Origin of the sequence: Cysteiniphilum litorale (assembly GCF_003428165.1) — a bacterium.
GTDB lineage: Bacteria > Pseudomonadota > Gammaproteobacteria > Francisellales > Francisellaceae > Caedibacter > Caedibacter litoralis.
Genome location: NZ_QLIQ01000130.1, coordinates 1 through 1,193, shown reverse-complemented (window position 1 = coordinate 1,193; position 1,193 = coordinate 1). Strand labels below are relative to the sequence as shown.

Annotated in this window: 1 protein-coding gene; it reads right to left on the bottom strand. The window is 41.0% G+C overall.

Annotation, left to right across the window (positions count from 1 at the left end; translation table 11 throughout):
- A partial coding sequence (locus DNJ75_RS14855) for a hypothetical protein (protein ID WP_157968405.1) occupies positions 1–1,193 on the bottom strand: 1,193 nt, incomplete at both ends.

Below are 1,193 nucleotides of genomic sequence, written 5' to 3'. Positions count from 1 at the left end.
TCAAAACGCGTCACCTCTCTTGGCTGCATTGGCGCAGTAGAAAGGTTAGAAGAAGCACTATTTGCAGGTGCAATTTCATTCACTGCATGAGTTGCTTTTAGATGATTAAGAACTGGAACACGCTCACTATACGCTTGCACCTGGCTCCATTTAACTTCCTCAAATTGCAGCATCGACTCATAACGCGATGGCCACTTGCTAAATTGAACAGCTAAGCTGTGGCGCGTTTGCAGCAGCTTATCATGGTAAGCCCCAGGATGTTTCACATAACGTAAACGACGATCCGCATCAACATAGCGCAACACCTCATCATATAGCGGTCGCTGATCAGCACCTAAGGATTGCTTAAATTCGATTTCGCGCGCGCGTATCGCATCAATATAGTAGCCTTTCTGATAATCAGCAGCATGTGCTTTAAAGGCTTTATAGACCTGTCCTTTGCCATAATCTAATGACAAATCAAGCGCCAACATTTGCGCTAAGACCTGATTATCCTGGTCTTTAACTTTGCGGTATTCACCAACATCAATCACTAATTGATGGCTATGTGCTGCCTTATTGAGTTTGAGTACATCGATACGCTTAAAGGTGTTTTTCAACAACTCATCTTTAATTTGACCGCTACTAACGTAAGCTTTATGCGCTTTTTCATTTTTAATATCTGTCAAACAGCTGGCTTTAGCTTCTAGTTCAGCAATATCAATAGTTGGGTTTTCAAGTCGTCTCGCTTGACGGATTTGCGCCCATGCCTGCTTGGTTTTTTCCATCGCAATGTCGTAATCAGCCAACGCTTGATAAACAGACGCTTTTTGCGGGTCATTAATTGCTTTAAGACCTTCGGCATATTGATGTTCAAGTGCCTGTATTGAAATGGTTTTAATATCACAATCTTTATGATTTTTCAGATAAAACATATGCTTACCAAGATGTTGCATAATCTCATAAGCAATGGCTTTGTCCTTCATACCTGACTGTAGATAGTTATCAATACGATCTTTAGCTGCAAGACGCACTTCATGCAGTCCAACATGATAAATAAAGCGTTTTGAATAAAAGTGCGGGAACTTATCACGCAACTGCTTCTGAGTTTCTGCATCAGTTGCTAAAAGCTCAGGATTTTTTTGCGCAAGTTTGTAAGCCATTTCATTACGCACGGCAATCGTGTAATAGTAATTCTCTTTAGAGCTTGCAAT